This window comes from Gemmatimonas sp., assembly GCF_021298855.1.
In the GTDB taxonomy this organism is placed as follows: domain Bacteria; phylum Gemmatimonadota; class Gemmatimonadetes; order Gemmatimonadales; family Gemmatimonadaceae; genus Gemmatimonas.
In genome coordinates this window covers 1-12,696 of record NZ_JAJTHI010000066.1, presented here as the reverse complement: position 1 = coordinate 12,696, position 12,696 = coordinate 1, and the positions used below count along the sequence as shown (strand labels likewise).

The window sequence follows — 12,696 nt, the reverse complement described above, 5'->3', positions numbered from 1 at the left end:
GGCGACGTTCCCCGGCAAGCGCGGCAAGGACAAGGAGAGAGGGCGCGCCTTTCCGGACGTCCACCAGGAGTCATCGTAGATGAACTCTGTCCGCGGCGTTGCGCCGCCTCGCCATTCCCCCACCTTTTCGCCGTTCATCCACACGGCGAGCGCGCGCGTCTGTGCCCGCCGCTTGGTCATTCCCAACTCCCTCGCGGAGTGGGGATGGCCGCGTCCTGGGGGGGGGCCTGGGGATCATGAATGGTCAGCTGCACCCCGAGCGCTGTGAGCACGGAGAGCAGGTTGGTGAGCGTCACATCTCCCGGGGCCTGCTCGATTTTCCATACGCGCGGACGCGTCACGCCCAGTCGGTTCGCGAGATCTTGTTGGGTCATGCCCCGCGTTTTCCGCAGCGCGCGCAGGTACGCGCGGAGTTGCTCACCATTCGCGATTGGATAGTCAGCCATCGAAGAGTCCAAGTTGCGTTATTTAGATATATATGGGTGTCTTCATTTGAAATCAATAGATTTCTCTGTTTGATAGAAGCGCATGAGTTTCTATCAAACAAAGCAATGTATGGATAAACGACAAAGAAACCTAAAGATACATTTACAGGAAAGCAATCTTTAGGTTTCTATTCATCCCCTTCTATGACATCGCCGTCCGCCCAGCCTATGCCGGGGCCCCCTACATGTCTTGCATGCCTATCGACATGTCGTGGATAGGATTGGAGGAGAGCGTCTCGGTTGCCGAGCTCTGCGACACGCTTGATGCGCTGCGCCACGCGTATCCCCATCACCAGGCGCTCGGCTACTACCCCATGAGAGCCGAGGTGAATGCCAAGCATCTGATCCCCATCCGTTACCGAGCGATGCGTCGCATTGGACCGCCTCTGGCCGTGGACACTCACCTCCGTCATTGCCCGGATCGACGGGGCGATCCGAGTCGTCGTCGTTCGGTCGCACGCGCTTCTGACTCACCCACGCCTCGAGCAGCGTACCATTAACGGAACAGTGCTCGCGCGAGAGCAGGCGTGCCTGCTCCGCCGTGGCGACCATGCGCGCCAGAAACCGGCTCGCGATGTCCCCGTCGAGCAGGCGCTGCCGATTCCTCGTGACCGTGGTGGCGCGCCACGCCGACGCCTCCAGGTCGAGGCCGACGAACCACCGATACAGCAGCTTGTACTCGCGCGGCTCCACCAGCTGCCGCTCGCTCCGAATCGAGTAGAGCAGCTGGAGCAACAGCGCGCGGAGCCGCGGCTCCGGCGGAATCGACGGCCGCCCGGTCAGACTGGAGAGCGCCTCGAATTGCGGCGAGAGGTCGCGCAGGATCGGATCCCCCAAGCGGCGGATCGCTCGGAGCGGATGGTCGGCCGGCACCCGATCCTCGAGCAGCACCGTCGCAAACATCATCCCCTGCACGCGCTCGTCCCCTCGCATTGCTCCCCTCTGGCTCAAGTCGCGCCAGTATACAAGAACGCTGGCGTCACACCAGCGGCGACGCCAGCTTTTCAGCATCCTGCTAACGCCGCGGCTGCGCATTGAGTGACCAGTCGTACGGCGTATCCTCCCAGCGGAACTGCCCCGCCGACAGCAGCGCGCGCGCCGGCGGATCCGACACGTATCGCGCCCAGAAGCGCCCCACGCCGGCCAGCGTGCCGCCGAAATCGTCACGGTACCACGTGAAGATCGGCGACCCGTACACCACACCGTTGGCCACATCCACGCGATTCTTCGCAACGGTGGCGAGAAAGCGGCGCGCCTGGTCATCAAGCTGGGCCTCGAGTCGCGCGCCGGTGAACGCCTCGGTACGCAGTGGCGGACACCCCTTGGCGGCGCACACGAGCGCCACATGAATGCGCGCATCCCCGAACGTGGGCCGGATGATCCGGTGCTCCACATCGTCGAGCGTGAGGGTGCGCCCGGCGGCGCGCACCACCGGTTCCGCCCACGGGCTCTTGAGCGTCACCCCGAATCGCTTGTTGATGTTGCGAATCGAACGCTGCTCACCCCGGCTGTTGATGAGATGAATCGTGTAGGCGTTGTACACGTTGATCCAGTAGGCCAGCTGGTCGGCGCGCGGCCACGGCGAGGGATCGGTGGCCGCGAGCGCCTGCAGGTACGGCGCGAACGAAGCCGCGCGCGCGAAAGCCTCGTAGTCCACGAGTCCGTCCGCGGTCACGTGCGCCCGCAGCAACGCGTCGAAGGCCGCGTGGTCCATCACGGCCGGGGCGCGCTGGGCCGCGAGCCGCACGGGCGCGATCCCAGCGAATGACCACGTCGTGAACAGAAGTGCCAGCCACCCCACCCGACGCGCGAGCATCGGCGCGAACGACAGCGCCACCAGCAGCCCGCCCGCAATGGCGACACGCACGAAGGCCGCCTCGCGCGCGCCGTCCACGCCGGCCAGCAGCGCATCGGCGAAGGCCGTGTACACCGCGGTACCCGGCAGAATACCGAGCGCCGTGGACGCCACATACGCAAGTGGGCGCACCCCGGCCAGCCCCGCTCCGAAGTTGAGCGCGTTGAAGGGCACCAGCGGCAGCAGACGAAGACGCAGCATCCCGGTGAACGCCGCATTGCCGGCGAATCGGTCCAGCGAGGCCGCCCGCTTGCCGAGCAGCGTGCGCACCGCGTCACGCCCCAGACGCTGCGCCAGCATATACGCGCCGGTTGCCCCCAACGTGGCCGCCAGCCAGTTGGCACCGGTCCCCCACCACGGTCCGAACAGCGCGCCGCCGGCCAGCGTGAGCGGAGTCGCGGGCAGGCCGAGCGACGCCACCACGGCGTACACGAGCACGAACGCCGCCGGCGCCCACGGCACGACGCGCGCCTGTCGTATGGACTCGGCCAGGCGGGCCGGCTCCAGCGCGTCGAACACCCCCAACGCACGCGCGCCGGCCCACACGGCCACCAGAAGGCCGACGAACAGCAGCAGCTTCCCGCGCGGTGTCATGCGCTGGCCTCCGTGCGCGAGGCCCGCGGCAACGGCATGCGGGGCGAGGTGAACAGGGACACCGTGATGCCCGTCGCGAAGACGAGCGGAATGCCGTACATCGCCCACGGCCACGTATAGCCGCCCGCCTCACCGACCACCACGAAGCAGCCCACGCCCCACAGCATGCCGACCGCCATGCTGCTCCATGCGGCAGCCGTGGTGGCCCGCGACCAGTGGAATCCCGCCAGCAGCGCGAAGCTCAGCGCCACGATGGGAATGTTGGCGAGAATGAGGCGATCGAGAATCCGGTCCACCAGCAGCGTCCCGCCCAGCCAGCTCACCAGCGCCAGCAGCACGAGCAGCCCGCGCTGCGCCCGCACCGATTGCAGCCGTTCGCCACCGAAGTCGGCGGCCAGCATGGTGGCCATGGCGCTCCACACGCCCGCCAGCGTGGTGAGAGCGGCAGCAAAGAGCACAGCGAATCCCAGCCCGCGCAGGCCGGCCGGCAACCACCGCGCGATCATCGTGGGCACCGCCAGCTGCGCGTCGGTCAGCGCAGGCTCGATCACCCGCAGGTGCGCGGCAGCCAACACCACCACGCCGTACAGCAGGAACACCAGCAGCGCGCTCGCGCCGACGGCGCGGAATGCGATGCGTTCATTGCGCGCCGCGAAGATCTTCTGCCCGTACCACGGGGCGGCGATGTAGGTGAAGCAGGTGAGCACCACGAGCGTCATCACGAACCGCGTGGGCAGCGCGGGGTCGGCCCACTGCGCCACGGGGTTCACCACTCGCTGCTCCGCACGGAACACCATTGCCAGGCCGCCCGCGGCCGTGCTGGCCTCCTGCCCGTGCAGCAGCAGCAGCGGCAACAGAAGCACCGTGGCGAGGAACCCCACCACATCGGCTCGCACCACCGACACGAGACCACCCGGCAGCACGGCCGACAGGACGATCAGCGTCAGCACCGCGGCCAGCGCCGGCGTGGACAGCGCAGCCGGTGCCAGCGGACGAAAGAGCAGGGCCAACGATTTCACGTAGGTCGAGGTGAACCCGACCATGGCCAGCAGCAGCATCGCCGACGCCGTGCGCCCCACGGCGCGGCCGTAGCGCACGGTGAACAGCTCGGCCACCGATAACCGGTCGAACCGCTTCCAGGCGCGCGCCACCGTGAGCGTATAGAACGAGAGGCCCACGAGAAACACCGCCGGTAGCGCGAGGGCCATGGGCCCGGCGGCGTAGCCGGTGGCGGCAAAGGCCATCAGGGTGCTGGTGTTGAACTCGGTCATGACCAGCGTGGCCACCAGCGGCCCGAAGCCAAGGTCGCGCGACGCCACGGTGTAGTCGGCGGCTGAAGACGTCCCGCGCCACCCCACCGCCGCCAGGATGGCGAGGAGCAGCAGGAACGCCAGCGCATCGGAGAGGGTCAGGGGCATGCGCACCAGGGAAAGAAGAACGAGAGCCGCGCGCCGGGAACCATCCGGCGAGGTGGGGTCTTGCTGCCCACGACACGGACAGGTCGCCGCGGCGATGGCCTGCCCACCCTCACGACCGGCAAGACTCACTCCTCATGAATGGTTCCCCCTCGTTTCGCGCCAGGCACCGGTCGTCGCCGATGCGGGCGACGGTGCTCACCGGAGTGCTTGCCGCTGGCGCGCTCGTCGCCGCCCCGCACGTGGCAGCGGCACAGGACACGCGGCCATCGCGCCCGCAGCCCGACAGCGCGCAGCGCGACGCCCAGCGTGGCTCCCAACTCGACTCGGTGCGGGTGACCGCCGTGCGTCCGCGGCCGCTGCTCACGCGGGAGCGGGCCACCACGGGCGGGTCCATCGAAGCCGCCGAAGTGCGCGCGCTGCCCACCGATGCGCGCGATCCCATTGCCCTGCTCTACAACGTGCCGGGCATTGCCCCCGCCACGGGCTTCTTCGGCGATGCCCCCCGGCTCTCCTTCAACGGGGGCAACGCGCTCTATGCGCAGTACCTGCTCGATGGCCTCGACAACAACGAGGGATTCCTCGGCGGGCCGCGCGTGGAGGTCCCGCTGGGGGCCATCGCCCGCATGGACGCGCTCGTGAACGGCTACGGCGTGGACGTCGGGCGCACACCGGATGGCGTGGTGAACATGACCACCGCGCCCGGCACCGCACGCCCCAGCGGCGATCTCTTCGTGTATCAGCGGCCCGGCCGTCCGCTCGACGCGCGCATTCCCCGCACCTTCGGCACGGCCCCCGAAGCGCTCGACCGCCGGCAGGAAGGCTTCGAACGGCTCCAGCTCGGCGGGTCGTTGCGCGGGGCCGTGCGCCCCGGCCGCACCTTCGGCGCAGTCGCCATGGAGTACTCGCAGGAACAGGAAGACCGCATCGGCTCCACGGCGCTCGCCACCTTCCTCGGCACCGAAACGCGTCAGACCGTGAAGGGATACGGTCGCCTCGATCACGGGTGGTCGCCCACGCAGACCACCACGCTGCGACTCGCCGGCAGCGCCGTGGACCGCGCCGGCAATGGCAGCGGCGTCCTCACGCCCGAAGCCGACATCACCACCCGACGCATCGGCTCACTCAGTGCCCTCACGCACCGCAGCACCGCCCAGACGGGGCGCTGGAGCAATACGCTGTCCGCGCAGTTCGGAACCTATCACTGGTACTTCCCGCCGGCACGCAGCGACTTCGCCACCCCGCAGGTCACGGTGCTCGCCCCCAATCTGGCTGTGCAGGCCATCGTGGGGTCGAGCAATTTCGTCTTCGACCTTACCGAGCGTCAGCTGCAGCTCCGCGAACTCATCGAAACGGAGCTGAGCAGCACGCACCGCCTGCGCGTCGGCGCCGACGTCATTCACGGCCGCTTCCGCCTCGCCGCCGCGAGCACGAATCCGTTGGGCAGCTACGTCGTCTTCAACGATGGTAACATCGGGGTGCCCACCGACCGACCGCTCTCCATTCGCGACATCCCGGCCAACGCGCGCGTGCAATCGTACACCATCGACGCGCGCCCTCAGCAGGTGAACCTCTCGCAGACGCTCTACGCGACGTTCGTGGAAGACGTGTGGCACCCGACGCCGCAGCTCACCCTTGTCACGGGGCTACGCTGGGACTACGACGATCTCACCTCCCGCGGCGAGAGCACGCCGGATCTCGACAATGTGCAGCCGCGCGTGTCACTGGTGTGGGCGCGCGACGCGCGGACCGTGCTGCGCGGCAGCGTCGGTCGCTACGCCGGTCGCTTCCCGTATGCCATCTACTCCGATGCCGTCCAGCTGGGGGCCACCGGCAACGCCGTGCTCACCTACGAGGGTACGTCGGCACCGACCTTCCGCAACGGTCGCCGTCCCGCCGACGTCGGCGCCGGCGAACTGCAGTCGGTACCGCGCGAACTGTTCCGCACCTTCGCGCTGGGGCTCGAACAGCCCATCGCCTGGCAGGCCACGCTGGGCCAGCAGCGCCAGTTCGGCGCCCGCTGGAGCGTGACCACCGATCTCGTGGTGAGCGAGACGCGCAACTTGCCGTGGATGGCCGATCTCAATCCCCTCGCCGCCCGCCTCACGCCCGCAGACACGCTACCCCGCCCCTGCACCAGCAGCGTCTCCTGCCCCGGCGACGCCAGCCGCCTGCGCAATCCGGTGACCACCGGCGTGCGCCGTGAAAGCACCGCGCAGTCGGGGGGACGCGCGCAGTATGCCGCGCTCTACGTGGCCGTGCGTCGCGCCATGGGCGACCGCTGGGCACTGGATGCGAACTGGGTGTGGTCACAGGCCCGCAACAACACGGAAGACATCAACTTCTCCGCCACGCAGGCCAACTGCTTCGACACCGATCGACGCGACGCGGTGACCGGTGCCGCCTGTACCAGCGACGAGTGGGCCGACGCCAACAATGATCGCCGGCATCGGCTCACGGTTCGCAGTGTGTCGCGACTCGCCGCCTGGCTCGACGCCAGCCTCATTGCCGACGCTCAGACCGGTGTCCCCGTGAACCGCCTGGCCGGCCGCGTGAACGCCGATGGCAGCATCGCCCGCTACGACCTGCTGGGGAGCGGCCCCATTCGGGGCAATGCCTTCATCGGCAACGCCGATCGTTTTCCGGGGGTGGCCCGCAATGCCGAGCGCCTGCCGGGCTCGCTCACGCTGGCGGCCAGTCTCGTAGCCCGTCCGCTGCGACAGCGGGCACCCGGGCTCGAAGTCCGCCTCGACGGCTTCAACCTCCTCAACAGCACCATCTGGGGCGGCTACGCCAATGGCATCGGCGGCGGGGGCAGCCGCACTCAGTTCGGTGCGGCGGGGGATCCGCTCATCCTGTTCGGCGCGGCGCCACCGCGTCAGTTTCAGCTGTCGCTGCGCTACGCCTTCGGCAAGTGACCGCTGCGTCTCGTCTCCGCCACCGACGGCATGCGCCCCGAGCGTACCCATGATCGATGAACCGTTCCGCCGCAGGTTTGCGGGTGTGGCCGCGGCGCCGGTGGCGCGGATGGCGCGCAGTGGTATCACCCCGGATGCGCTCACCTGGACCGGATTCGGGGTGGCGCTGGTTGCCGCGTGGCTGGTGGCGCGAGGCCAACCGCTCCTGGGTATCACCGTCTGGCTCGTGAGCCGCATCATCGACGGCGTGGACGGGTTGCTCGCGCGAGAGGCCAACCGGACCACGCTCTACGGCGGCTATCTCGACATCACACTCGATATGGGCGCGTACTCGGCCATGGCCGTGGGCTTCGCCGCGAGCATGCCGGAGCTTCAGGGACGCTGGGGGCTCGTGCTGGTCGGCTACGTCCTGGCCATCACCACCACGTTGGCCCTCTCCTCGTTGGCCGAGCGCGCCGACCGACAGCTCGGTGGCAATCGGTCACTGCAGTTCACCCCCGGCCTCGCCGAGGCGGGGGAAACCACGGCGGTGTACGTGGCGATCGCCGTCCTGCCCGTGTGTGCCCGCTGGATTCTCGATCTGTACATCGTGCTGCTTGCGCTCACCGCCATTCAGCGTACCGTGCTCGCCAAACGCCTCCTTCGCTCATGACCCCAACCGACACGCCACCACCACCAGACGATTTCGAGCGCGTGGCGCTGCCCGTCGTCGCAGACGTCATGCGCTTCGCCCTGTCGCTCACCCGTGAGCGCGCGGAGGCGGAGGATCTGGTGCAGGATACCTACCTCGCGGCGCGACGGTACTGGCAGCAGTTCCGAACCGGCAGTGATGTACGCGCGTGGCTGTTCACGATCGCGCGGCATCGGTACTACCGCGTGAGCGAGCGCGCCGAACGACAGGTGGCCGTGGACGATGCGGGACTCGAGTCGCTGGCCGCCGCGTCCATCGAGCATGCGGCATTGCCATCCCTGACGGCCGAACTCGAACGGGGCGAAATGCGGGACGCCATTCGGCGCGCGATGCAGGCCTTGCCGACGGTGTATCGCGAAGTGGCCGTGCTGGTGGACTGGCACGATCAGTCGTACGAGACCGTCGCGGGCATCCTCGGTGTGCCCATCGGGACCGTCCGCTCGCGCCTCTTTCGTGCCCGTCGCCTACTGCAGGAGGCGCTGCAGGCCCATGCCCAGGATTCCGGCCTCGTTGGTCCACGTTCCCTCGGCGAGGAGCGCCGCTCATGAAGCCCGACGAATCAATGCGTGAAACGGCATCGATGCTCGACTGCGAGTCGGTGATGCGTCAGCTGTGGGACTACCTCGACCGCCAGCTCACCTCCGACACCCTGATGGCCATCGCACGCCACCTCGATGACTGCAGCCGATGCCGTCCGCACGCCGACTATCGCCGCGCGTTCGAGACCGCCGTGGCCGGGGCCCGCGTGGACGCCGGCGACACGAGCGCGCTGAGTGACCGCATCAGGCTGGCGCTGCGCACCGCCGACGACGGCGCGGCGTGATGCATATGGCCGCTCCGGCCCCAGACGACTGGCCGTCGTCCGTCGCCCTGCCGCCCTACGACGAGCACAACGCGCGCCTGGTCGCCAACGTCGCCCCGCGCGACTGGCGCGATCCGGTGGCCCGCGACCGCTACCATCTCGTGATCGTCGGCGCCGGCACCGCCGGTCTCGTCACGGCGGCGGTGGCAGCGGCGCTGGGCGCGCGTGTGGCCCTCGTCGAGCGACACCTCTTCGGTGGCGACTGCCTCAACGTAGGGTGCGTGCCGTCCAAGGCGATCATCGGCGCGGCGCGCGCGTGGCATCACGCGCGGCGGGCGGCGGCGGAGTTCGGTGGTCCCGTCTTGAGTGGTGACGGTGACGTCGGTGCGGTCATGGCCCGCCTGCGCCGACTACGGGCCGACATCAGCCCGGTGGACAGCGTGGAGCGCTATCGGTCGCTCGGGGTGGACGTCTTCCTGGGCAGCGCGACCTTCACCGGCCCGGAGATGGTCGACGTGAACGGGCAGTCGCTGCGATTCCGTCGCGCCGTGATCGCCACCGGCGCGCGCGCCGCCGTCCCTGCCATCCCCGGGCTGGCGGACACGCCGTTCGATACCAACGAAACGCTCTTCACGCTCACCGCGCGTCCGGAGCACCTCCTCGTCATCGGTGGCGGCCCCATCGGCGTGGAGATGGCGCAGGCCTTTGCCCGCTTCGGCAGCCGTGTCACCATCGTGCACAGCGGCGCGCGGGTGCTGCCGCGTGACGACGACGATGCCGCCGCCGTGGTGGCGGCGTCGCTGGCGGCCGATGGCGTCCGCGTGGTGAGCGGAGCCCGGCTCACCGCCGTGTCACACCGCCCCGAGCACGGCTCGGCAGGACGCTTCACGATTGCGGCCGAGGGGAATGGTGAGCCGCTCCACCTCGAGGGCGACCGACTGCTCGTGGCCGCCGGCCGCACGCCGAATGTGGACGGGCTCGGACTCGAGACGGCCGGCATCGCCGCGACGCCGCGCGGCGTGACCGTGGATGCGCGGTTGCGCACCTCCAACCGGCGCGTGTTCGCCATTGGCGACGTCGCCGGCCCGCAGCAGTTCACGCACGTCGCCGACGCACATGCGCGGCTCGTCGTGGCCAATGCGCTCTTCTTCGGCATCGGCGGCGGACGCGCCGACCGGCTCGTGGTGCCGCGCGTGACGTACACCGACCCCGAGGTGGCCCACGTCGGGCACACGGCCGACGAGGCCCTGCAGGCCGGCGTGGCCATCGAGACCATCCGGGTGGATCTCGCGCACAACGACCGGGCGCTGCTCGACGGCGCGAACGACGGGTTCCTCAAGGTGCACCTGGCGGCCGGCACCGACCGCATCGTGGGCGCCACCCTGGTGGCGAGTCATGCGGGTGAGATGATTGGCGAGATGGCCGTCGCCATGACCAATCGCATCGGGCTCGGTGGCGTGGGACGCACCATTCACGCGTACCCCACGCAGGCCGAAGTCTTTCGGCGCGCCGCCGACGCGTGGCGGCGCACGCGCTTCACCCCGCGCGCGCGCCGCCTGATGGACTACTGGTTTCGCGCGTTCCGCTGAGCGGCGCGTCGTCAGAGGGTGGCGTTCACCGCTGCGCTCTGCTCGGCAACCCACGCCTCGAGCCGTGCCACCGGCATGGCGCCCACCGTGCGCGCGACCTCTTCGCCATCGCGAAAGAGAATCAGCGTGGGAATGGAGCGCACGCCGTGGCGTTGCGCCGTGAGCGGGTTCTCGTCCACGTTGAGCTTGGCCACGGTGAGCGCGTCGTGGTGGGTGGCCGCGAACGCGTCCACCACGGGCCCAAGGGCTCGGCAGGGGCCGCACCATGGCGCCCAGAAGTCGACGAGCGCCAACGGGTGCGTCGCGGTGAGGTCGTGCGTGAACGTCTGATCGGTGGTGGTGATGGGCTGCGACATGCGGGCCTCGCAAAGAGTGTGGTGACGTCTCCGCAGCCGTGCGGAGGCGGACTGCCCGCAGCAAGCCCCTGCCCCGCCCCCGAGTTCCCGTGCATCGTGGGGCGCCACCAATCGCAATGGGCTGCGATGCCGGCGCCGACGACGGCCGACTGGAGATCGGGAAATGCAAAGCGGCGCCCCGACCGAGTCAGGGCGCCGCTTTGGTTCTGGTGCAGCGGCTTGGGACGGAATCGAACCGCCGACACGCGGATTCTCAGGTCCGGTGCCACTTGGGTGCACAGAGGCGTTCGCCAGAGAAGGAGCCCCCGCTTGGGACTGCAGGGTCCCTCAGTGGAGCGACCACAGTCCCTCAGTCGCAGCGTGCTGTTGTCGCATCGGAGATGGTTGGCTACGGCAGTTCCAATGATTCGCCCGATTCCAGCTGCTCGATCAGATCCAGCAGTCCAGCAGCCTCCCACCACCGGTTGCGCTGGCCGCTCGACAGCGGGATCAGCACACCGGCGGCGGTGAGCTGCTCGATGGCTTCGTACACGCGGCTCTTCGAGCGATGCGTCACCGCCGTGGCGACTGGTGCGGAGATCATGGGGTGCGCCGGCAGATGGTCGATGATCGCCCACGCCGCGGCATCGGCGCGTGGCCCCGCGTGTTGCGCCCGAAGCTTCGTGCGCCACGCCTCCTGCAGCAGGCGCACCTGCGCGATGTACGCACGGGCGAGGCGAGACGCGCGACGGGTGGCCATGGCAAAGTGCTCGATCCAGGCGCGCACGCCGTCATCGCCGTCATTCCGGAAGCGCGTGAGCCCGTCGATGTATTGCTCTCGGGCGCCGGCGAACACGACACTGATCGGTGGCACGAACTCGCGGGCAATACCGCGCCGCCTGAACACGACGTGCACGAGCGCGCGCCCCGTTCTGCCATTGCCATCGTCGAACGGATGAATCGTCTCGAACTGCGCGTGCACGAGCGCTGCCTGCACGACTGGTGAGAAGAGGTCCGTATTGATCGTCTGACACAGGTCGCGCAGGAGCGGCGCCACCATGTCGGGCGACGGCGGGACGAAAGCCGCGCCGCACGGGGTGTAGTTGTTGCCGCCGATCCAGTTCTGCGAATCGCGAAAGCGCCCGGCGATGTGCTGGTGTGCCGTGCGCTCGAGCAGACGACGGTGGATCGCGAGGATCCCGTCTTCGTCGAAGTGCGCGCGCTCCGCGGCGCTTTCGACGGCCAGCACCATCGCGTCGATGTTGGCCAGCACTTCCCGCGCTGTGGCGCCAGGCGCCGGGCCAGATTCCGCCTTGGCCTCGGCGCGCGCGAGGTCGCGGACGCCCAACTGCAGCCCTTCGACCTTCGATGACGCGATGGACTCCGTGCGCAAGAGCAGCCGCGCCAGCGGGGAGAGCGCGGGGCCACCTTCAGTGTTCAGTGCGATCAACGCCTGCTCGGCTTCCGACACCAATGCGGCGAGCGCGCCGTCGAGACGGATCTCGAGGGCGCCCAGTCGCTCCGGTACGTGCACCTCGTACCGGCAGGCGCGCCGGTGGCGAGGCGGGGCATCACGGGTCCCGTCGGATTGCCAGATGCGTGATTCGTATCGTCCGGGCATCGGGTGGGGGAAGTGCAACTTGGCAAGTTTTATAGTTTCATTTGTAAGCTAAGTGAAACTATAGATGCTCGCTATTCCCAGATTGTCCGCCCGAATACACTCCCCAGAACGCAAAACGGCGCCCCGACCGAGTCAGGGCGCCGCTTGGACTTGGGCAGTGGCGAGGGACGGAATCGAACCGCGGACACGCGGATTTTCAGGTCCTGTGCCAGTTGGGCGGACAAAGACGTACTTCAGAGGAGAATGCCCGGCTTGGGACCGCGGGGTCCCTCAGTGGAGCGACCACAGTCCCTCAGTCTCACGGAGGGTGCCGACTTGACCCGTTCAGACGTTCGAGACCGCTGTCGCCCCTATTCTGAACTTCTCGCACTGAGCCCGCACACCTTGCCGG

The 12,696-nt window shown here is 68.8% G+C and carries 10 protein-coding genes; 5 read left to right on the top strand and 5 right to left on the bottom strand.

Annotated features, from left to right (window positions below; genetic code table 11):
• Window positions 1–176 precede the first annotated feature (176 nt).
• The 3 genes from LW840_RS15765 to LW840_RS15755 all read right to left on the bottom strand — a co-directional run bounded on the left by LW840_RS15765 (window position 177) and on the right by LW840_RS15755 (window position 4,352).
• Window positions 177–446, bottom strand: coding sequence for a helix-turn-helix domain-containing protein (locus LW840_RS15765; protein ID WP_291277337.1), 270 nt, complete (start codon window positions 444–446; stop codon window positions 177–179).
• Between the two features lie 1,054 nt (window positions 447–1,500).
• Complete coding sequence (locus tag LW840_RS15760; RefSeq protein WP_291273510.1) at window positions 1,501–2,934, bottom strand: DUF547 domain-containing protein; 1,434 nt, start codon at window positions 2,932–2,934, stop codon at window positions 1,501–1,503.
• Window positions 2,931–4,352 carry a hypothetical protein gene (locus LW840_RS15755; RefSeq protein ID WP_291277338.1) on the bottom strand — a complete coding sequence of 474 codons (1,422 nt, stop codon included), beginning with the start codon at window positions 4,350–4,352 and terminating at the stop codon, window positions 2,931–2,933. Before LW840_RS15755 ends, LW840_RS15760 begins: the two co-directional genes overlap by 4 nt.
• Before the next feature lie 134 nt (window positions 4,353–4,486).
• Here LW840_RS15755 and LW840_RS15750 point away from each other — a divergent pair, with 134 nt between their 5' ends.
• The 5 genes from LW840_RS15750 to LW840_RS15730 are packed head-to-tail and all read left to right on the top strand — an operon-like array spanning window position 4,487 to window position 10,349.
• Window positions 4,487–7,267, top strand: a complete 2,781-nt coding sequence (locus tag LW840_RS15750; protein WP_291277336.1) for a TonB-dependent receptor — start codon at window positions 4,487–4,489, stop codon at window positions 7,265–7,267.
• Window positions 7,268–7,316: 49 nt separating this feature from the next.
• On the top strand, window positions 7,317–7,919 hold the full coding sequence (locus LW840_RS15745) for a CDP-alcohol phosphatidyltransferase family protein (RefSeq protein WP_291277335.1): 603 nt from the start codon (window positions 7,317–7,319) through the stop codon (window positions 7,917–7,919).
• Entirely contained in the window at window positions 7,916–8,506 is a 591-nt protein-coding gene (locus LW840_RS15740) for a sigma-70 family RNA polymerase sigma factor (RefSeq protein ID WP_291266944.1), read from the top strand. The genes LW840_RS15745 and LW840_RS15740 overlap by 4 nt, the downstream gene beginning before the upstream one ends.
• Window positions 8,503–8,781: a zf-HC2 domain-containing protein gene (locus tag LW840_RS15735; RefSeq protein ID WP_291277334.1), complete on the top strand. Its 279-nt coding sequence runs from the start codon at window positions 8,503–8,505 to the stop codon at window positions 8,779–8,781. Before LW840_RS15740 ends, LW840_RS15735 begins: the two co-directional genes overlap by 4 nt.
• Window positions 8,782–8,786: 5 nt before the next feature.
• Complete coding sequence (locus tag LW840_RS15730; RefSeq protein WP_291277333.1) at window positions 8,787–10,349, top strand: FAD-containing oxidoreductase; 1,563 nt, start codon at window positions 8,787–8,789, stop codon at window positions 10,347–10,349.
• An 11-nt stretch (window positions 10,350–10,360) separates the two neighbouring features.
• On the opposite strand, the gene trxA is transcribed toward LW840_RS15730, so the two are convergent.
• Window positions 10,361–10,705: a thioredoxin gene (gene trxA, locus LW840_RS15725; protein ID WP_291268896.1), complete on the bottom strand. Its 345-nt coding sequence runs from the start codon at window positions 10,703–10,705 to the stop codon at window positions 10,361–10,363.
• A 388-nt stretch (window positions 10,706–11,093) separates the two neighbouring features.
• Complete coding sequence (locus LW840_RS15720) at window positions 11,094–12,305, bottom strand: Fic family protein (RefSeq protein WP_291277332.1); 1,212 nt, start codon at window positions 12,303–12,305, stop codon at window positions 11,094–11,096.
• Window positions 12,306–12,696 lie beyond the last annotated feature (391 nt).